At 59.1% G+C, this 19,498-nt stretch carries 18 protein-coding genes; 11 read left to right on the top strand and 7 right to left on the bottom strand.

The features are described from left to right. Positions 1 to 8: 8 nt before the first annotated feature. The 3 genes from VFQ24_11630 to VFQ24_11620 all read left to right on the top strand — a co-directional run bounded on the left by VFQ24_11630 (position 9) and on the right by VFQ24_11620 (position 3,439). Positions 9 to 980, top strand: a complete 972-nt coding sequence (locus tag VFQ24_11630; GenBank protein HET9178997.1) for a D-glycerate dehydrogenase — start codon at positions 9 to 11, stop codon at positions 978 to 980. Positions 981 to 1,098: 118 nt separating this feature from the next. Further along, on the top strand, positions 1,099 to 2,451 hold the full coding sequence (locus VFQ24_11625) for a DUF4147 domain-containing protein (protein HET9178996.1): 1,353 nt from the start codon (positions 1,099 to 1,101) through the stop codon (positions 2,449 to 2,451). A gap of 85 nt (positions 2,452 to 2,536) precedes the next feature. Further along, positions 2,537 to 3,439 (top strand): NAD(P)-dependent oxidoreductase, encoded by a 903-nt coding sequence (locus VFQ24_11620; GenBank protein HET9178995.1) that lies wholly within the window; start codon positions 2,537 to 2,539, stop codon positions 3,437 to 3,439. 61 nt (positions 3,440 to 3,500) lie between these two features. Here the strand turns inward: VFQ24_11620 and VFQ24_11615 are convergent, their stop codons facing one another. The 5 genes from VFQ24_11615 to VFQ24_11595 all read right to left on the bottom strand — a co-directional run bounded on the left by VFQ24_11615 (position 3,501) and on the right by VFQ24_11595 (position 7,572). Further along, positions 3,501 to 5,216, bottom strand: a complete 1,716-nt coding sequence (locus VFQ24_11615; GenBank protein ID HET9178994.1) for a tetratricopeptide repeat protein — start codon at positions 5,214 to 5,216, stop codon at positions 3,501 to 3,503. Then, positions 5,213 to 5,767: a C39 family peptidase gene (locus VFQ24_11610; protein HET9178993.1), complete on the bottom strand. Its 555-nt coding sequence runs from the start codon at positions 5,765 to 5,767 to the stop codon at positions 5,213 to 5,215. The genes VFQ24_11615 and VFQ24_11610 overlap by 4 nt, the downstream gene beginning before the upstream one ends. 5 nt (positions 5,768 to 5,772) lie before the next feature. Further along, complete coding sequence (locus VFQ24_11605) at positions 5,773 to 6,174, bottom strand: hypothetical protein (protein ID HET9178992.1); 402 nt, start codon at positions 6,172 to 6,174, stop codon at positions 5,773 to 5,775. 153 nt (positions 6,175 to 6,327) lie between these two features. Continuing rightward, on the bottom strand, positions 6,328 to 7,221 hold the full coding sequence (locus VFQ24_11600; GenBank protein HET9178991.1) for an SDR family oxidoreductase: 894 nt from the start codon (positions 7,219 to 7,221) through the stop codon (positions 6,328 to 6,330). Further along, a complete protein-coding gene (locus VFQ24_11595; GenBank protein HET9178990.1) occupies positions 7,222 to 7,572 on the bottom strand; it encodes a cupin domain-containing protein in 351 nt (116 codons plus the stop codon). It abuts the gene before it with no gap. A gap of 335 nt (positions 7,573 to 7,907) precedes the next feature. Here VFQ24_11595 and VFQ24_11590 point away from each other — a divergent pair, with 335 nt between their 5' ends. The 7 genes from VFQ24_11590 to VFQ24_11560 all read left to right on the top strand — a co-directional run bounded on the left by VFQ24_11590 (position 7,908) and on the right by VFQ24_11560 (position 16,819). Continuing rightward, positions 7,908 to 9,086: a hypothetical protein gene (locus VFQ24_11590; GenBank protein ID HET9178989.1), complete on the top strand. Its 1,179-nt coding sequence runs from the start codon at positions 7,908 to 7,910 to the stop codon at positions 9,084 to 9,086. Positions 9,087 to 9,241: 155 nt separating this feature from the next. Then, the gene (locus VFQ24_11585) at positions 9,242 to 9,664 is read left to right on the top strand and encodes a DUF5818 domain-containing protein (protein ID HET9178988.1); all 423 of its coding nucleotides are present in this window, start codon (positions 9,242 to 9,244) and stop codon (positions 9,662 to 9,664) included. A 176-nt stretch (positions 9,665 to 9,840) separates the two neighbouring features. Then, on the top strand, positions 9,841 to 11,229 hold the full coding sequence (locus tag VFQ24_11580) for a pyridoxal-phosphate dependent enzyme (protein ID HET9178987.1): 1,389 nt from the start codon (positions 9,841 to 9,843) through the stop codon (positions 11,227 to 11,229). Between the two features lie 83 nt (positions 11,230 to 11,312). After that, complete coding sequence (locus tag VFQ24_11575) at positions 11,313 to 12,380, top strand: Mrp/NBP35 family ATP-binding protein (GenBank protein HET9178986.1); 1,068 nt, start codon at positions 11,313 to 11,315, stop codon at positions 12,378 to 12,380. After that, the gene (locus tag VFQ24_11570; GenBank protein HET9178985.1) at positions 12,343 to 12,726 is read left to right on the top strand and encodes a DUF971 domain-containing protein; all 384 of its coding nucleotides are present in this window, start codon (positions 12,343 to 12,345) and stop codon (positions 12,724 to 12,726) included. Before VFQ24_11575 ends, VFQ24_11570 begins: the two co-directional genes overlap by 38 nt. A gap of 158 nt (positions 12,727 to 12,884) precedes the next feature. Next, complete coding sequence (locus tag VFQ24_11565) at positions 12,885 to 13,916, top strand: cytochrome D1 domain-containing protein (GenBank protein ID HET9178984.1); 1,032 nt, start codon at positions 12,885 to 12,887, stop codon at positions 13,914 to 13,916. A 500-nt stretch (positions 13,917 to 14,416) separates the two neighbouring features. After that, positions 14,417 to 16,819: a sodium-translocating pyrophosphatase gene (locus VFQ24_11560; protein ID HET9178983.1), complete on the top strand. Its 2,403-nt coding sequence runs from the start codon at positions 14,417 to 14,419 to the stop codon at positions 16,817 to 16,819. 91 nt (positions 16,820 to 16,910) lie between these two features. Here the strand turns inward: VFQ24_11560 and VFQ24_11555 are convergent, their stop codons facing one another. Then, the gene (locus VFQ24_11555; protein HET9178982.1) at positions 16,911 to 17,354 is read right to left on the bottom strand and encodes a hypothetical protein; all 444 of its coding nucleotides are present in this window, start codon (positions 17,352 to 17,354) and stop codon (positions 16,911 to 16,913) included. 414 nt (positions 17,355 to 17,768) lie between these two features. Between VFQ24_11555 and VFQ24_11550 the strand changes: the two genes are divergently transcribed. Continuing rightward, positions 17,769 to 18,575, top strand: a complete 807-nt coding sequence (locus tag VFQ24_11550; protein ID HET9178981.1) for a PilZ domain-containing protein — start codon at positions 17,769 to 17,771, stop codon at positions 18,573 to 18,575. A gap of 6 nt (positions 18,576 to 18,581) precedes the next feature. Here VFQ24_11550 and VFQ24_11545 read toward each other — a convergent pair whose 3' ends face one another. Next, entirely contained in the window at positions 18,582 to 19,172 is a 591-nt protein-coding gene (locus tag VFQ24_11545) for a YetF domain-containing protein (protein ID HET9178980.1), read from the bottom strand. Positions 19,173 to 19,498 lie beyond the last annotated feature (326 nt).

The raw sequence follows: 19,498 nt of genomic DNA, 5'->3' as shown, positions 1-19,498 counted from the left end.
AGGGGATTATGAAGCCAAAAGTGTTTGTCACGCGCCCGCTGCCTGCGTCTGCGCTGGAACTGCTGTCGAGCACATGCGAGGTGCGAAGCTATGCTGAAGATGCGGCCATTCCCACATCTCAGCTTGCTGAAGAGTGCTGCGATATAGAAGGAATTCTGGTTAACTCCGCGCGGCTTAGTGAGGAGGTTTTGCTGGCGGCTCCGAGGCTGCGGGCCGTCTCAAACTGCGGCGTTGGCTACGACAACATTGACGTTGCAGCCTGCAACCGCCGGCGGATTCCCATCACCAACACCGCCGGTTCGCTGGAAGAGACGACGGCCGATCTTGCTTTCATGCTCCTGCTGGCCACGGCACGCCGCGCCATCGAGGCCGACCGTTATGTTCGCGAGGGCCGGTGGGAACGCTGGCAATGGGGGCTGCTCCACGGGATGGACGTTCATCACAAAACGCTCGGCGTGGTGGGTTTTGGCGGGATCGGCCAGGCAGTGGCGCGCCGAGGGCGCGGCTTTTCCATGCGGATTCTCTACTGCGCGCGCCGCCCGGCCGCCGAAAGCGTCGAGCGCGAATTGCACGCCGTCCATGCGGACCTTGAAACCCTCCTCCGCGAGTCTGATTACGTCAGCCTTCACGTTCCCTTGACTCCCGAAACGCGCCACATCATCGACGGAAAGGCGCTCAGGCTGATGAAGAGCAACGCCATTCTTGTTAACACAGCGCGCGGGTCCGTGGTGGACGAGGAGGCTCTTGCAGAGGCCCTCGGCAGCAGAAAGATCGCCGGCGCGGGGCTGGACGTCTTTGAAAGCGAGCCGCGCGTCAATTCGAATCTGATTAAGCTGGACAATGTAGTCCTGGCTCCTCACATCGGCAGCGCCACGGGTGAAACGCGCCTCAGGATGGCAACTCTCGCTGTGAAAAATCTTCTGGCCATGCTTGCCGGCGAGCGGCCTGCGAACGTTGTGAATCCTGAAATCTATTCATGACCTCACCGGCAAGCCGCACTGGTGCAACCTCCACTTGCTATCCGCGTCCGGCTTCTCAATAATGAACATTTGCATCGAGTGTTGGAAAGCAGAAGGGAGAAGGTGCGCCAGGGGCAAGATGAGCGTTCAAAATGAAATTCCGGGTTCCACCTCTCCTTCACACGAACGCGGCAAGGCGATTGCCCGTCACGTTTTTCACGAGGTCATCGCCGCCATCGATCTTCACAAAACAATGCTGCAAAGGCTGACTTTCTCCAGCGAGACCCTTCTTGCCGGAGATACCGTCGTCCCGCTCACGCGGCCGCCCCACGTGATTGCCCTTGGCAAGGCGGCTGTTCGAATGGCCGCGACAATGGACGAGATTCTCGGCGGGCGAATCGCTTCCGGCATCGTGGTCGCGCCCGCCATTCCGGCGTCGAGGCTGAAGAACTTCCATTACTTTGAAGGGGGGCATCCATACCCTAACCCGGACAGCATCGCCGCCGCCAATGCCGCGCTCGAACTGGTCTTCACAGTGGGGCGCGATGCGTTGCTGATCTTTCTGATTTCGGGTGGCGGGTCGGCATTGTTTGAAAAGCCCATGGATCCCGACGTGTCGCTGAAAGATCTGGTCGAGTTCAACCGGGTGCTGGTCAACTGCGGCCTGCCCATCGAGCAGATCAATATCCTGCGCAAGCACGTCTCGGCGGTGAAAGGCGGACGGTTGGCCGAGGCCGCGCATCCCGCCGGGCAGTTGACCTTATATGTTTCCGACGTGCCGGACGATCGGCCTTCGATGGTGGCATCGGGACCCACCATGCCCGACGACTCCACGGTCGAGGAATGCTACAGGCTGGCGGAGGAAAACATTCGGGTCCCAAGACTCCCTCAGTCGATTGGCAAACGCTTCAAGGAACACACACTCCGGGAAACACCCAAGCCAGGAGACGCATGCTTCCAAAACTCTGAATACGTATGCCTGATCTCGAACCGCGAGGCCGTTGACGCCGCAAAAACCGCGCTGGAGCGGGAAGGCTTTATTTGCGAAGTCGATTCCGGCGAATGGGACCGGGATTATCGCGAGGTCGCGGACAGAAATGTGGAAGCCCTGGACGCGCTGGCCGCGGAGCATCCGGGGCGGCCGGTTGCGCTGGTGGTGGGCGGAGAAGTCACTTGCGAGGTGACGGGTTTGGGGATGGGTGGACGCAACCAGGCATTTGCTCTATACGCCGCCCAGAAAATAGAAAATCAGAACCGGGTAGTGCTGAGTGCCGGGACCGACGGCCGCGATGGCAACAGTCCGGCGAGCGGAGCGGTCGCCGACGGGCAAACCATCACCCGGGCCCGGGCGCGGGGACTCGATGCGGAATGGTACATGGCCGAGAGCGACGCCTATCATTTCTTCTGCACTCTCGGTGATACACTCGATACGGGGTACACCGACAACAACGTTCGCGACGTTCGTCTTTGGCTGGATTTCGGCGACTTATAACATTGCAGGCGTGTCCTGCAAGACAGAATCTTGCGATCGACGAAGATGGAAATTGCAAGTGTTCCGAATCTGAGGGAGGCATCCGATGGCAGAATCCGTTGGCTTCATTGGTCTGGGGATCATGGGCGAGCCCATGGCGTTGAATCTGGTCAAGGCCGATTATCAGGTCAGCGTCTACAACCGGACTCACAAAAAGACCCAGCCTCTCGAGCGGGCCGGGGCCCGCGTGGCCTCGACCCCCGCAGAGGCTGCCCGAAACGCCGACTTCGTAATGAGTATCGTCAGCGATTCCTCAGCTTCCGACGAAATCATCGCGGGCAAAGAGGGCGTTCTCCAGACGCTGAAGCCCGGCGCCATCGTGATCGATTCTGCCACCATTAGCCCCGTGGTCAGCCGCAGACTGGCCTGCGCAACGGCCGGGAAGAAAGCGAACTTCCTGGATGCCCCGGTCACGGGAAGCAAACAGGGCGCCGAGAAAGGCGAACTGACTTTCATGATCGGCGGCGAGCGGGAGACGTTCGAGAGGGCGTTGCCGTTGTTGAAAGTGCTGGGCAAAAAGCATATCTATTGCGGTGCGCATGGGGCGGGCCTTTCCGCCAAGCTGGCGCAGAACGTCATCCAATCCACCATGATTGAAGTTTTCTGCGAAGGGTTTGTGCTGGCTGCAAAATCCGGCGTGCGGCCGGAGGTGATGATGGAGATCGTGCAGAACAGCCTGGCCCGCGCCGCGCTGACGGACTTCAAGGCGCCGTTCATTTTCAAAGGCGATTTTACGCCCTACTTCCCTCTCAAGTGGATGCACAAAGACGTTACGCTGGCCATGGAAGCAGCCTTCGCGGCGGGCGTGCCGATGCCGGTAACCGCGGCCGTCAAGGAGGTATATGCTTCCGCGCGCGCGCAGGGCAAAGGCGATCTGGATTACGCCGCCGTCATAACCTTCCTTGAAGAACTTGCGGGCGTAAAAGTCCGCTCGACTGATGAGGGATAGGAAAAATCCCCGGACTTTCTTGCCCGCCGAATCTTCCAGAGGGGAACGTCCGGGTAACGCGCTAAGGAAGGAACGATGCTCCACCTTCGCGCGTGGTGGTGAAGTAGAAAGTGTTTCTGCCTGTGCGCAGGTCCTTTCCATAAGTGAATACGAGGGCGACACCGCCCAGCACCTTCAGCTTGAGCGATGCCCCCGTGTCCCAGAGCCACTGGCGGGAGCCAAAGCCGTCCTGGCGGTCGTAGGCCCTGCCCGTATCCAAAAACGGCGCCAGCCGCAGCTCGATCCAGGCGTTGGTGTAAAGGTCCTTGTTGACCTCCCAGTTTGAGAGCAGATAGTCGCGGCCCAGCGGCGCGTTTCCTTTCTGTCCATTTTCGGTTCCAATGTGCGCGCGGAGCGGCAGATTATTATCCCGCTCCAGTCCGAGCATGAAAAGATCGTCAAAAGGAACTCGCCCAAAAGTCTTGCCGGCGTAAAATCCCTCCGCGATTTCAAAATCGTCACCGCGGGCCTGCGGAAGCCAGTGTGCCGCCAGCGAACCTTGCACCGTGGCGAAGCGCCCGAAATCCTTGGCATAAAAATTGCCAACCGCCGCTTGAGCGCCTGAGTCAAGCCTGAACCGCTTTTCCGGGATTCTGATGAGAGCGTAATTGCTGCGCGCCCGGACTTCCGCCGCAGCGCCATTGGTCAAGACAGGGTCTCTAGTGGAAGCGCCAGATGGCAGATTGCGAAAGCGTCGGTCAGAAACACTCATTCCGAGGTCCCACGTCCAGCGGCCGCTGGCGATGGACCCGAACCCGGCGCCCAGTTCCAACTTTTCCAGGTTGAAGGCGGCGACCGGCAAGACCGGCTGAATGAAAGTACGGGAGATGTTCCAGTTTTCGTTGCGGCCGTCGGCATAGAAGCGATAGCGAAACTTGGGATTGCCAGCCAGAGGAGCAGAGACAGAAACAAAAGCGCGGCGCTTTTGACTGTCCCACCGAAAAAGAGAATGGATGTTGAGGGCGGAATGGCGAAGGTTGTAGAACTCCGGGTAAACCGTCTCATACGGCAGGCCACGCAAGACTGAAATCATAGTGCCAGCCTTGCTTCGGCCCCAGCCGTTCGTTTCCACCACGCTCAGAGTCAGGTCAAACTTTTCCGAGCCTTCAGCCGCAGGCGCCAGGTCAAGCCGATACGCGGAGAAAACTCCAAGCTGGCCAAGGCGCTCGAGTGTGGTCCTATATTGTTCCAGCGTCAGGACGCTGGCCGGCGAGCAGGTGAACGCGCGGTCGAGCAGGGCCGGGTCGATGCGAAGTTGCGGGTCCGTCGTGATCTGGTTGATTTGGGGCTTGCCGATCCGGTTCCAATATTTGAGGGCGGCTTCCAGGTTGCCGCCAAGAAAATAGATAGTTCCGAGAAAGTTGATGGCGTAGCGGTCGTGCGGGTCAAGCTTCAAGGCGCGGTGAAGGTGTCGTTCCGCCTCCGGGAAGCGCTGCCGCTTGAAGGCAACGCCGGCAAGCTCCTCCGGGAAACGCTTGTCCTGCGGGTATTTCGTTTCGCCGGCTGCAAGTGCGGCCTGCGCTTCTGTCCATCGCTCCAGCGCGGCGAAGGCCAGGCCGCGATAATAATCCTCATCCGCCGATTCGGTTCGGCATTGGCCGGTCGCCTCCAGGATGTGGCTCCACTCGCTTTGGTCCGTAAACTTTTGCAGTTCGGCAGCGCTGCGGCAGGCGTTCTGAGCGTGTGAAGCTGGAGGCAGGGCCAGCAGAAGCAGGAAAATGGCCGGCCTGATTCTCAATGGGCCGGCTCGGGGAGCGCCAGCAGGGTCCAGTTGTGCATCGGCCGCCATCGCGCCTCAAAATCCCTGAGGTCCATCTTCAAGAGCTTTCGCTGCGCCGGATCATTCACCAGAATAACTCCGTCCTGGCTTTCAAGCCCAACCACCACGACGTAGTGGAGCGGCCCGGATTGCCCAGTGTCTTGCAGGCAAACGATGAGCGGCCGTCCTTTGGCCAGATGGTGCTTCAGGTCTTCCGGCGTGCCGCGAAAGGCAAACACGCGAAATCCATTCTCGCGGAAATAGCGCTCCATGTCGGAGGCATAAATGCCTTTGGCTTGCTTGCGGTAAAGCGCTTGCTGAATGCGGCCGGCGTCAACGGCGGGGGCGGCGGATGAATCCTTACTCCAGTACTGCATCACCATCGAGATGCAGGCTGCGCCGCACCCGTTGGCCTGCTGCCGGACGAAGGGAACGTCCAGCCAGAGTCCCGCGCCCGCCGCCAGAGCCCCGGAGAGCACTGCTGGAAGCAGAGCCGGTATCCACGCGCCCGGCCGCATAACGCCTCGCATAGCTCTCAAGTCGCGATGATAACAATGACCGCCGTGGCAAGCGCGATCAGGATGTATGTGATTTGCTGATTGGTCAAGGCGCCGGCGGCGAAGTCCTTCTGTGCTTTATCGGCGCGTGAGGCAAGCCGCGCCAGTTCCTGGTTGTTCAGCGTAGGAACAGCTTTCTTGACCTGAACGGCATTGAGGTGAGCGGATTTCAGGGCTTTTTCAGCCTGCGCAGATGAGAAAAACTTCTCGACTTTGTCGATGTTCTGCTGCCGCGAGCGGGCAGCGGAGGCGGTAGCCTGCTGAAGCTCCGCGGGTGAAACGATGTGGTCCTGGGTCGCCGCCAGCAAAGGAGCCTGAAACACAAACGTCAGGGCACAAATCAGAGAGGCAATGAGGATTCTGGAAGTCGAAGGCTGCAAGGTGGTTCCTCCTTTTCGAACATTGATTGCCCCTCCCCCGATTCTCTATTCTACGGGTCAGAGAACGATTCGACAAGCCGGTGGGATTTTGGGCGTGGCGTTCCGGCTTGCATAATCAAGTAAATAAAAGGATTACCAGCGGCGGATCTATGCTTAATACACGCCTTTGACGAAGCCGCCGTCGACGGCGATGGAAACGCCTGTGATGTAACTGGCGCGCTCCGAGGCAAGAAAAACCACCATGTTGGCGAACTCCTCCGGGCTCCCCAGCCGCCCCAGCGGGACCTGCCGCGCCCAGCGCTGCTGGATCTCGCCGGGATCGACTCCTTCGGCCTTGGCCAGCCTGCCGGACAGTTCATCGAGCCGCGAGGTAAGAGTATAGCCCGGGCAGACGTTGGTGACCAGAATATTGTCTTTCCCGTATTCGTTGGCAAGGGTCTTCGCCAGCCCGCTAACCGCTGACCGCACGGAATTGGAAAGCACAAGACCGTCGATCGGTTGTTTCACTGACGAGGAAGTAATCGTGATCAGGCGGCCCCATTTGCGCTTCTGCATCAGGGGCAGCACTTCGCGCACAAAGTAGAGCGTGCTCATCAGGTTCAGGTTCACGCCCGCCTGCCAGTCCTCGACGCTGGTCTCGGAGAAAGGTTTTGCCGGGGGCCCGCCGGCGTTCGTCACGCAGATGTCCACGCGCCCGAAGCGTTCCTGGGTTTCCGCCACAAAGCGTCGCACCTGTTCATACGCCGTAACGTCAACAGCGCGCGCCAGAATATCAACGCCCGTCTCCCGGCGGATATCTTCCGCCGCCTTGTTGATCTTCGACTCTCCTCGAGAGCAAATGGCCAGCTTTGCGCCTTCGCGCGCGAGGCCAAGTGCCACGGCCCTTCCCAGGCCCTGGCTCGATGCCGCCACGATGGCGACGCGGCCTTTAAGTCCCAGATCCATTTCCCATTCTCCGTTATTGTGTGAGAAAGCCGCGGGCCATGCCGACCGGACCCTCCCCGGCAGATCGGCGCCGGCGATGGACGCCAGTGACACCGCGTTCACCTAGCTCCTGCGCAGGTAATCGTCCTGGCCCGTCATCCAATCCTGGCGGACCGGAACGAAGATCTCGAGACTAAGCGTATCTTCCAGCGCCACGACCCCGTGTGGAACATTCAAAGGAATGTGCAGGATCTCGCCCTTGCGGACAATCACCTCCTGCCCGGCGATGTCAAACTTCAGCGCCCCTTCAACGACGTAGCTCATCTGCTCATTCTCATGCTGGTGGACAGGTACAACGCCGCCTTTATCAATCGAGAGCTGCGCCATCGTCATCTTTTCGCCGTTCACCACCTTGCGCCAGATGCTGGCATTCATCTGTTCTTTTCGCATCGACTCCCACGCGAACAACTGCATAGCCATTCCTCCGATGACCCGCAAGCTTCAGAACAGGCATTTTACTCTCTGGTGTTCGGGTTTGGTGAAAGAATATGCCGGGGCCAGCCTAACAGTGGGTCGAGGTATGCCAGCCTTATGCAGGGCCTTAATTGCCTTTGGGCCTCTCACCGCCGCCGCAGGAATTTTTCTGCTGGCATTCGTCGCTCTCCTGTTGTATTTAATAGTCAATCCGTTGGAAGAGCGGGAACTCCGGGAACCATACAGTCCTGAATATGAACCTTACGTGCGCACCGTCTCTCGGTTTCTCCCGATTCCGGCTAAGATGACGGAATTCATCCTAACAGGAGGTTCCCATGCGAAGCTTGTTTCAGGCTGTCCTGCTCGCGGGCCTCGTGGTGTGGTCCGTGCCCATCGCCGCACAGCAGGACCACAGTTGCTCGGACTACAGAGTCGTCGTCAATTCTCCTGAAGACCAGCTCATGCTGGCCGTGAACGGGAGCGACGATCCCAATGCCAAAGGGGCGGCACTTGAAAAGTTTATCCAGGAGCATCAAGACTCCACCTACGTGCCCTGCGCGGAGCAGCTTCTTACAAAGAACTACGTCGCGCTCAAGCAGTACGACCAGGCCATTGCGGCCGGACAGAAAGCCGTAGCCGCCGGTTACCTGGACCTGTCCTTTATCGAGGACCTCCTGCAGGCCTATATGGCAAGCGGCAAAGCCGGAAGTGAGGCCTTTGACCTGATAATGAAGGCCCCGGCACAGGTCAAGGCGGAATCCGTTGTTGCCCGGACCCCCACGGAAAGTGACGCCCAATATGAAGCCGCGACAAAGAGCTCCTTGGAGCGCGCCCAACGCAACACCGATTTCATGGCCTATGCATTCTTCCGGCTTCTGCCCACCGTCACGGACCCCAGCCAACAGATCAAGCTGCTTGAGCTGTTTGCTCAAGTCTATCCCGATGTTGCGCAGAAGCAAGCGGGGCAATTGAACTATCGCCTGGCGATCGCCTACACACAGGCCAACCAGCCCGAAAAGGCCGACGATTACGGCGAAAAATCAATCGCCGCTGACCCCAACAACAGCGAGGTCCTCAATCTTGTTTCCTACGATTATGCCCTTCGTCGCCGCACAAACCAGGCCAAGGCCGAGGAGTACGCCAGGAGGGTCCTGACGCTGATTCCGGAAGCCAAGAAACCTGAGGGGGCGCCGGATGAGGCGTTCAAGGCCCAACAGAGCACTCAGGAAGGCATGGCTCACCTGACGCTCGGCTATCTGGCTCTTGCAAAAACCGGCGCCTCTCACCACACGGCGGGCGCCATCAGGGAACTGCAGCAGGCCGCCAACCTGCTGAGCGCCAATCCGGAGTTGCAAGGCCAGGCGTACTACTTTCTCGGGTACTCGTATGAGGCCAACTATCCGCCGGAACATCGCCAGGCTATGACTGCTTTGCAGCACGCCATCGCCATTCAAAACTCCATGCAGGGCCAGGCGCGTGAACTGCTGGCCAAAATCAAGAGCGTGGCCCAGTAGGCTGATCGCGAGGAAGCGCTGCCACGCTGAAAATTATGCTGGACTCCCCGGAAAGATCGGGAGAGGATGTAAGGATATCAAATCAGGATCGGCCCGGAATAGACCTGACCACCGACCTCCGGGTGGGAAACAGGGCCGGGAGGATAGGGGTAAAGATGAAGAAGATTGCATTAAGTCTGGCAGGAGCGCTGATTCTGTTCACAGTCGCCTGCAATCAGCAAGCTTCCAACACCAGCTCACAGTCAAGCGCGCCAGCGGACCAGAGCCAGGCCGCAGCGCCCGCAACGGGGGCGCATACCTTTTCGGGTGAAATCATGGACAGCATGTGCGCGGGCATGGGCGGCCACGAGCAGATGCTACAGGGCGGAAAAATCAAGAACGCCAAAGAGTGTACCCTCGAGTGCGCCAAGATGGGCGCCAAGTATGTTCTGTACAACCCTGCAACCAAGGCCACGTATGAGCTTGATGATCAGAAAAAGCCCGAGCAGTTTGCCGCCCAGAAAGTCACCGTGACCGGGTCTCTCGACGCCGCCACGAACACCATCCACGTGGAGAGCATCGCACCGGCAAAGTCCTGAAACGCAGCGTGCGCTGGCGTTAGCCCGCTTTCCGCCTGCATTTTCGATCAATTCGCTCTGCTCCCTCCGCAATTTCCAATCCAGGAGGGAGCAGAGTTCATCCCGCCACTGCTCGCGCGCGTCCTCACAGGGAGTGGGTTATAATAGCTTGAAACCTTCGATCGAGCAGTGTTGATATGCGATATAACAACATTCTGGAGGCCATTGGCCGCACGCCCCTCATCAAGCTCAACCGCCTGTCACGCGGCTTCAAGGCCCAGGTCTATGCCAAGTGCGACTACCTGAATCCCGGCGGCAGCGTCAAGGACCGGATCGGTATCTCCATGATCGAAGACGCGGAGATGCGCGGACGATTGAAGCCCGGCGGCACCATCATCGAGGGGACCTCGGGAAACACCGGCATGGGTCTCGCGCTGGCGGCCATCATCAAAGGCTACAAGGCCATCTTCACCATCACGGACAAGCAATCGAAGGAAAAGATCGACTTGTTGAAGGCCATGGGCGCCGAAGTCATTGTGTGCCCCACGGCCGTGGCGCCGGACGACCCCCGGAGTTACACTTCCGTTGCCAAAAAGCTCGCCAGGGAGATCCCGAACTCCTTCCATGCCAACCAGTATGACAACCCAGCCAATCCGGCCGCCCACGTTGCCTCGACGGGGCCGGAAATATGGGAAGACAGCGAAGGGCGCATCACTCACTTTGTCGCCGGCATGGGAACGGGTGGGACCATCACGGGCATCGGTCGCTATCTCAAAAAGCAGAACCCGGAAGTGAGGGTTATTGGTGTCGATCCCATGGGATCGATCCTGCACGATTTCTTTCACAAAGGCACTCGGCGCCAGGCGGAAACGTACAAGGTGGAGGGGATTGGCGAAGACTTTCTGCCCAGGGCGCTCGACTTCAGCGTGATTGACGACGTGGTCCAGGTGAACGACAAGGATTCATTCCTCTGGGCGCGCAAGCTGGCCCGCGCGGAGGCCATCTTTGCCGGCGGCTCTGCGGGCACGGCCGTTGCCGGGGCCATGAAGGTCCTGCCTTCTCTCAGCGAGAAAGATTTTGTGGTGATCTTTATTCCTGACACCGGCATGCGCTATCTGAGCAAGGTCTACAACGACGAGTGGATGCGGGACAACCGCTACTTTGAATCGGGACTTCCGCTGACCGCAGCGGACGTGGTGCAGGCAAAAGCAGCCATGGGCCAGCCGCGGGAGCTTGTGAAACTGGCGCCTTCGGACTCGCTCGACGAGGCGCTCGATCGCATGCAGATCCACGATTTTTCGCAGCTTCCGGTCTTTGAAGATGACACGCCCGTCGGCGCCCTCTATGAAGACGCCATTCTGGACCTCACGCTCCAGGGCAAGGATTTCAAAAAACTCGCGGTGCGTGAAACCATGCGCGAGGCCTTCCCGGTGTTGCCGCCCTCGGCTGTTATTGACCAGGTTACGTCCTGCATCACCCGCGACTGCCCGGCGGTCTTCATCGACCTCGGCGAGCACCGGTACGAAATCCTCACCAAGTACGACCTTCTTCACGCCATTGCGCGTTTGGTGAGGCAGCCGCAGTAGCGCGCCGGCCGCGGTTTGACAATTCCCTGCCCGCACCTGAGAATGCTATTTAAGCCAAACGAAAACGAGAGCCGAGGGCAGCCATGAGCAATCGAGTAAGTCCACAGCAGGTGCTGGAGGCGCTGAAGGGCGTCGAGGACGCAGCACAGCGCAAGGATATTGTTACGCTGGGATACGTTAAGGACGTCGAGGTGGCGTCTGACCGAACGGTGATCGTGATTGAGATGAAGACTGCCGGCTCGCCGAAGGCTAATTCCCAGCTCGCCGCTGCCGTTCGCAAGGCGGTTGAGGCGATTGGCGCACCGAGGGTGGAAGTCGAAATCGCCACCCCGTCAGCAGCCCCGCCGAAAACGCAATCGAACCTGATTCCCCGGGTGAAGGCCACCATCGCCGTGGCCAGCGGCAAAGGCGGTGTTGGAAAATCCACCGTGGCGGCCAATCTTGCCGTTGCGCTCAATCGACAGGGGGCAAAAGTCGGCCTGATGGATACTGACGTTTACGGCCCCAGCGTTCCCTCCCTGATGGGCGGCAAACAGGAACCGCACGTGGTGGAAGGCAAGCTCGAGCCGCCGGTAGAATGGGGCATCAAGATCATCTCCATGGGCTACTTTTTGCCCCACGATGAAGCCATCATCTGGCGTGGACCCATGCTGCACAAGACCATCCAGCAGTTTCTTGGCGACGTCAACTGGGGCGAACTCGACTACCTGGTGATGGACCTGCCGCCGGGGACAGGCGACATCCAGTTGAGCCTTTCGCAAACCATTCCCTTGACCGGCGCCGTCATTGTTTCAACGCCGCAGGATCTGGCGCTCGATGTGGCCTGGAAAGCGATCGCCATGTTCAACAAACTGAACATTCCGATTCTTGGAATCGTCGAGAACATGAGTTATTATGTGTGCCCGCATTGCGGCGTCCGGGAGGACATTTTCGGTCACGGCGGGGCGAAAGAGGCAGCGGACCGGCTGGGCATCCCCTTTCTCGGCGAGATTCCGCTCGATCCGGCGATCCGGATTCAGAGCGACGCGGGCCGGCCCATTGCGCTCGATCTGAATTCGCCACTGGCCGAGGTCTACCAGGCCGTGGCCAGGGCGCTGGTGGCACAGGTGGGCCGTGCCGGCGAAGAAGTTCCGCAGATTATTACAGAGTGAGGACGTGGTCTCAACTCCCAGGACGGTCCGGCTGCACGGCGAAGGCAACGAAGTGGTGATCGAATGGGCGGACGGACATCACAGCGCATTTTCGTACCGGTACCTTCGCGACCGCTGCCCGTGCGCTACATGCCTGGATTCAAACCCTGTAGCGTCCTTGGACCCGGGCCCGCTGCCGATGTTCGGCTCCGGCCCGCTGAAACCGGAAAGGGCGGAACTGGTGGGGCGCTACGCGCTGCAGATTTACTGGAGCGACGGGCATTCCACCGGCATTTATACGTTTGACTATCTGCGCGAGCTTTGTCCCTGCGCCGAATGCGAGGCAGCGCGGCAGAAGGTTGAATAGCTCGGCGTGGAATTGTTTGCCATCGAATGTTTCTGGCTTTTATCTGGGGCAGTCTAAAATTTCCTGTCCGTACCAACAAACAGTTGTCGGCGACTGAATTCCTGCGGCATTTGGCAGTGTAGAAATGAATTTTGTCGTGGAATAAGAGGGAAAAACTCATGATGATCACGCGGTTTTCCTCCATACTTGCAGGCATGGCTGTGCTTCTTCCATTCATCGCGCTAGGTACTCCCGGCCGATCGCCCTCCCGCTCATCGGCGCGCGGGCTGCTGGTGGTGGACAACAAGGGCAACAACACATTAGCGATTGTGGACCCGGCGGCCGGCAAGCAGATCGCCACGATCACCGAGACCGGGTTCACCGCACACGAAGTTGCCGTATCGCCTGACGGCAAGACAGCCTACGTTCCCATCTATGGGAATTCCGGCGTCGGCAAGCCGGGCACCGACGGCCGCACCATTGACGTCGTCGATCTTGCCAGCCGCAAGGTGGTTTCAACCATCAGTCTGGAGCGTCCGCTGCGCCCCCATTGCGCCCATTTTTCTCCCGCTGACGGGCTTCTTTACGTGTCCACGGAACTGGCCGACGCCATCACCATCATCGATCCGAGGACCAACAAGGTTGTGGGCTCCATTCCCACCGGCCAGCGCGAATCGCACATGCTGGCGTTTTCCCATGACGGCCGTCGCATTTACACCGCGAATGTCGGCCCTGGAACGGTTTCGGTGCTGGATGTCGCCGGGCGAAAGACGCTGGCTATCATCCCCATCAGCAAAGAGACCCAGAGAATTTCCGTTTCCATGGACGACCGCTACGCGTTTACATCGGACCAGACCAGCCCCCGACTTGCTGTGGTTGACACTGCCAGCCACAACGTGGCGCACTGGGTGGAACTTCCGGGCATCGGCTACGGGACGGCGCCCACGCCGGACGGACGCTATCTGATAGTTGCCGTGATTAATAAGAACCAGGTTGCCGCAGTTGACCTTAAAACCTGGAAAGTTGTTCACACCATTGACGTTCCGGCGGCGCCTCAGGAGGTGCTGGTGCGGCCCGATGGAGGAGTTGCCTTCGTCTCCTGCGACCACAGCAAGCAGATCGCAGTCATCAATCTTCACACCTGGAAAGTGGAGAAGAAGATTGATGCAGGGCCTGGTTGTGACGGCATGGCCTGGGCGGCGCATCCGTAAACGATTGGGACGGCGAGAGATCCGCTCAAATATCGTTTCCGTCACCAACCACGCAATCTCGACAATCAACAACCTCTCCTTGGAGCCACGACGACAAGCCACGACGGCTCCGCTTGACGCGGTTTTTTGGCATGTGCTATAAGTCTAGGGATTAGCAACTTACGATCAGGCCGTCTGTGTAGCCGTCCCAGCTTTTCTTAGGTTTCCAAATTTGAGGCTGTCCGGGAGATTGCCGTCTCAGTCGCCATGCGGCCGGACGTGAAGGAAGTAAAATGACTGTTTCATTAATTCTGCCGATGTTGAGCCTGCTGCTGCTGCTGCTGCTAATCGCCGTCTCACTACCGTTCTGGCCGAGGTTCTTTATGCGTGTTTCGCGCTGTTTTTCGCGTTTCGTTCTGGCGATTGAGAGCAGGTGGCCTGAGACCGTGGCGCAGGGTCTCGCAGGCGTCCAGTCCCTGCCGCGCCGAGTGGCCAGGGCTTACATGGCTGGCGCCGCCCTGATGCTGCTCAGCGCAACCACCGCTTTTGCCCAGGCGGGACAGACGACCGCTGGCGAAGCCAATCTCAAGCTTCCTGATTTCACCACGGTCAACTTCCTGGGAGTCAGCGGACACAATCTGCTGCTCTTCGGCATCCTCTTCTGCTTCTTCGGCCTCCTGTTCGGCCTCGTCATGTACAAACGGCTGAAGAACCTTCCGGTGCACCGCGCCATGGCCGACATCTCCTCGCTGATCTGGGAAACCTGTAAGACCTACTTGGTCCAGCAGGGCAAGTTCCTGTTCCTCCTGTGGATATTTATCGCCGCCATCATCATCCTCTACTTCGGAGTGCTGCTCCACTACGGGGTGTTCCGGGTGTTCATTATTCTGCTGTTCAGCGTGGTGGGAATTTTAGGAAGTTACGGTGTTGCGTGGTTCGGCATCCGAGTCAATACGTTTGCCAACTCCCGCACCGCGTTCGCCAGCCTTGAAGGAAAGCCGTATCCGGTATACAAGATTCCCGTCCGCGCCGGCATGAGCGTGGGGATGATGCTCATCAGCGTTGAGCTGCTGATGATGCTGATAATTCTGCTGTTCGTTCCGGGCGATTACGCCGGCCCGTGTTTCATCGGCTTCGCCATCGGTGAGTCGCTGGGCGCGGCGGCGCTGCGAATCGCCGGCGGCATCTTCACCAAGATCGCGGACATCGGCGCCGACCTGATGAAGATCGTCTTCAAGATCAAGGAGGACGACGCGCGCAACCCGGGCGTGATCGCCGACTGCACAGGAGACAACGCGGGCGATTCCGTGGGCCCCAGCGCTGACGGGTTTGAAACTTACGGCGTGACGGGCGTGGCGCTGATTACGTTTATCCTTCTGGGCGTCAAAGACCCCGTTATTCAGGTGCAGCTCCTGGTCTGGATTTTCGTCATCCGCGTTGTGATGCTGGTTGCCGCAGCGGCTGCTTACTACGTAAGCGGAGCACTCTCCAGCGCCCGTTACGCGCAGGCCGCCAGTATGAATTTTGAAGCGCCCCTCACCTGGCTGGTCTGGCTCACCTCGATTGCCTCCATCGGCCTGACCTACCTAAGCTCGGCCTTCATCATTCCGGACCTTGGCGGCGATCCCTCGATGTGGTGGAAGCTTTCAACCATCGTCTCCTGCGGCACTCTGGCCGGCGCTGTGATCCCTGAACTCGTCAAGGTGTTCACCTCCACCGAAGCCCGGCACGTGAAGGAGGTGGTGACCTCGGCTCGCGAAGGCGGCGCCTCACTCGACATCTTGTCCGGCTTTGTTTCGGGCAATTTTTCCGCCTACTATCTGGGCCTCACGATGATGGTGCTGATGAGCATCGGCTCGTGGGTCAGCTTGCACGGCCTTGAAAACATCATGCTGGCCGCGCCGGTGTTTGCTTTCGGGCTGGTGGCTTTCGGCTTCCTGGGAATGGGGCCGGTAACGATTGCCGTAGATTCCTACGGCCCGGTCGCCGATAACGCGCAGTCGGTTTACGAACTCTCGCTCATCGAGCATGTTCCCAATGTGGAACAGGAGGTGAAGCGCGATTTCAACATGGAGGTGAACTTCGAGCAGGCCAAGGAAATGCTGGAAGCCAACGATGGCGCCGGCAACACCTTCAAGGCCACGGCCAAGCCTGTGCTGATCGGGACGGCGGTGGTTGGGGCCACCACCATGATTTTTGCCACCATCATGGCCCTGACCAATGGCCTGACCACCAACGTGGACAAGCTTTCGCTGCTCCACGCGCCGTTTGTCCTGGGGCTGATTTCCGGCGGGGCCATCATCTACTGGTTCACGGGGGCCTCAACGCAGGCTGTCACCACCGGCGCCTATCGCGCGGTGGAGTTCATCAAGGCCAACATCCGCCTGGAAGGAGTGGAAAGGGCCTCGGCGAGCGACAGCAAGAAAGTGGTCGCCATCTGCACGCAGTACGCGCAGAGCGGCATGTTGAACATCTTTATCTCGGTGTTTTTCGTCACCCTGGCTTTCGCTTTCTTTGATCCTTTCTTCTTTATCGGATACCTGATCTCGATTGCCATCTTCGGCCTTTACCAGGCCATCTTTATGGCCAACGCAGGCGGCGCCTGGGACAACGCAAAGAAAATTGTCGAAGTGGAACTGAAAGAAAAAGGGACGCCCCTGCACGACGCGACCGTGGTGGGCGACACAGTTGGCGACCCGTTTAAGGACACCTCCTCGGTGGCGTTGAATCCGATCATTAAATTCACGACCCTGTTCGGCCTGCTCGCCGTGGAGCTCGCAGTCCGGCTGACGGCAACCAGCGGATCGGGATTGACGCATTTCCTGGCGGCGGTGTTCTTCGCCATCTCGTATTACTTTGTGTATCGTTCGTTCTATGGAATGCGCATTGGGGCGAAGGAAAAAGCCCAGGCCGCAGCCCAGTAAGCCGTGGCACGGCCATCCTGGCGGTGTTCTAACACGGGCGGGACGCCCGTGCCACATCGCGGCATTGTAAAGAACTGGCAGACAAACCTCGCTAGAATCCCTTGGCCTCGCTCTTGATCTTTCTGGCCAGTTTTTCCGCCTCGTCCGCCTTCTTGATGATTTCCAGGGAGAGTACGTTTTCATTGGATTTTTCGATCTCAGCCTGGAGTGACTTGGCGAGGTCCGCAAGGTCCTGGGCGTGCGCCTTCAACTTCTTGAAGTTATCATCCAGAATGGCCTTTTTCCGCTTCTCGCCGGGTTTGGGGAAGATGTCCGGCGGCTCCGCGGAAGGGAGCCGATTGCGTTGGGGAGTGGGAGATTGCTGCGGCTGGGTTTGGGTGGGAGACCCCGGATATTCGCCAATCGACTGCCCGGCCGCTCGTGGGGGACCTCCAGCGAGCACCGCAAACGTAGCCAGGAGGATTATGAGAAGGGTCGTCCTTGGGCCGCCTGAGCGGCAACCCTGCCCATTGGAGATTCGGGTAGCTCTCGCCATATCATTCACCCCTTCCCGGTTCCGCCGCGCGGCCCCTGCTGTCAATCGGAAATTCCTTATCTCATTTTAATCGCCCATTCTGACACATACAATTTGTAATCTAAACGGATTTCCGCGAGACATCCACGAGGCAAACCCGGCGGCGGGGCAGGTCCCCGCGGCTGTGGCTTGTCATCAAGTACAGAGCCCGTCTCCGCTTTCCTGCCGAAACCGCCGGCCGATGCCAGGAGGCCGCGTTAAGAAGGCTCTAAAGCATTGCCTGGCGTTGCCGATAACTAGAAAGACATCAAAATCGCACGGCCTCGAGGCCGCACGGCGCTCCCGGGCCGGACGTGGCTTCGCGAGTCGAGCCAACGCGCTTGCTGCCGCGATTGATAAACCTGGAGGTCCCGCTTGTGGGGAAGAAGAGAAGCTGTGATTGAGCAAAGAGGACGGCAGAGCGAGAGAATCAGTCTTGCTTTGCCGGTCGAGGTGATCGGAAACAATCTTTTTGGCGACATTTTCCTGTGCGAAGGCTGGACCGAAGTGGTCAGCCAGACTGGCGCGCGCGTCCGCCTAAAGCAGAACCTGGCGCCGGACCAGGAGATTACGCTTCGGTGCCTTGAAACAGGCAAGGAAGCATCGGCCCGCGTGGTGGCCCGTGTGAATGGAAAATCAAAGCAGAACGTTTACGGGATCATGCTATTAGAGCCGGAGGCCCAACCCTGGGGCATTAACTTCCCGCCCAGAGGAGATTCGGCCGGATCAGTGGGCAGAATTGTTCTTGAATGTCTCACCTGCCGTACGCGCGAACTGGTCTATCTCGACGGATTTGAGCTGGAAGTGCTTGAATCCAGCGAGACTTTGTCGCGCTTTTGCCGGCGCTGCGCCGACGCCTGCCTGTGGAGAAAATCCTATGAGGCGCTTCCCGGCGTGGCAGATGACCCCGAATCCTCCGACAGGAGCGGTCAGGAAGACCGCCGCGATCCGCGCCGCGATGTGCGGACCATAGCCTGCATCCAAAACGGCGAGGGAGAGGAACTGGTCAGGGTGCGCAATGTTTCCCGAAGCGGCCTCTGCTTTGAAGGCCGCCGGCCCTACCCAAAGGACAGCCAAATCGAGATCGCGATTCCCTACTCATCGGGTGGCGGAAACATCTTTCTGCCGGCCCGCATCGCTCGCGTGCAGGGCCTGCCCACCGGCGCCGTCACCCTTTACGGCGCGGAGTATGTCCGCCGCTAGCCATGGTCAACTTCCCGCAGGCCCTTGGCCGGGCTGCCATCGGCCAATCTGTTCGGCAAGATGGTCAATCCGGTTCAGAATTTCCTGATAGGCGGCGCCTTCCGCACGGTCTTTCTTCTTTTTAAAAGCGAAGGATCCGTCCCGGTTCAGCACCGCCCGCTCAATCTCTCCGAGCGATGGGATACCCTGGCGGTTGGCGGCTTCTCTAAGCTCGTCCATGCTGATCAACTCCTTCTTCAACGATTCCGGCTGAACCCTGCCGCTTGCGATAAGAACCACTCCCGAGTCAGGAATGCGGCGGCGCTTCCTGTCATACTCAAACGCGAACCGGACAACCAGGTAATTGACCCCCAGCAGTGTCGCGGCGCCGATCAACCCGCCCGTAACGGAATTATCGTTGCCGATGATGGCGTTCTGAACGGTGTTGGATATCGTCAGAAGGACAACCAGGTCAAAGGCATTCAGTTGCGCCAGTTGCCGCCTTCCGGCCAGCTTCAATGCCGCCACCAGGAATAAGTACACGATAACAGCCCGAAGGACCTTGTCGATCACCGGCAGGCCGGGAATAAACAGGTCAGTCCAGAGTTTTGCGTGCATACGGGGCTCCTTATCGGGAGTTTTGATGGATGGGCGCAGTCTGCGCGGTCCCCGGAGGCAGGGCCATTGCGCCATCACCACCAATCCTATGATGCTTAAAAGGAAATAACCACTTTTCTCCGAAATAGCAGGCTACCGGAACCCGGCGGCAATTGGCGGGTGAACAGGCCGTGCAGTCGTGATATGATTTCAAAATCGACCAGGAAAATGGCATTCTCTTACGGGGACCATCCCCAACCAAGGAGGGCCATCGCATGAACAATAACCGAGAGAGACCGACACGGAGAGACTTCCTGGGCCGGATGGCTGTGGGGATCGCCGGAATA

The sequence above is a fragment of the Terriglobia bacterium genome (assembly GCA_035712365.1).
In the GTDB taxonomy this organism is placed as follows: domain Bacteria; phylum Acidobacteriota; class Terriglobia; order UBA7540; family UBA7540; genus SCRD01.
This window is presented reverse-complemented; position numbering and strand designations above follow the sequence as displayed.